At 29.9% G+C, this 371-nt stretch carries 1 pseudogene; it reads left to right on the top strand.

Annotated features, from left to right (window positions below):
* Positions 1-315 (top strand): annotated as a pseudogene (locus tag AVBRAN12647_RS09650) (methyl-accepting chemotaxis protein); the annotation flags it as partial.
* Positions 316-371: the final 56 nt, after the last annotated feature.

The raw sequence follows: 371 nt of genomic DNA, 5'->3' as shown, positions 1-371 counted from the left end.
ATTAAAGATGCAAGCGAGCAAATGAGCACTAATTCAGCAGAAATTAGTAAATTAACTCAAGTAGCAAGTAATACCCAAGATACAATTAATGAAATGGGTAAAGTAATGAGTGAAGCTGTAAAAATTAGTGAAGCAACTGTAAATGATTATATAAGCACAAGCAAAGATATGAGCGAGATATTAAGTGGAGTAAATAATATGAATACTATCACTAATGAAAACGCAAGAAGTGTAGAAGAAATAGCAGGAGCAGCAAATCATCTAAGTGAGATGACAGAACAACTAAACAAAAAGCTAAATGAATTTAGAACTTGATTCATTAGCTTAAAAATAAACTTATTATTAGGAATTAGTATGCTAGTTCCTAATAA

This window comes from Campylobacter sp. RM12647 (genome assembly GCF_020138135.1).
Classification (GTDB): Bacteria; Campylobacterota; Campylobacteria; order Campylobacterales; family Campylobacteraceae; genus Campylobacter_E.
The sequence above is the reverse complement of the archived record's forward strand: the minus strand, read 5'-3'. Positions and strand labels throughout refer to the sequence as shown.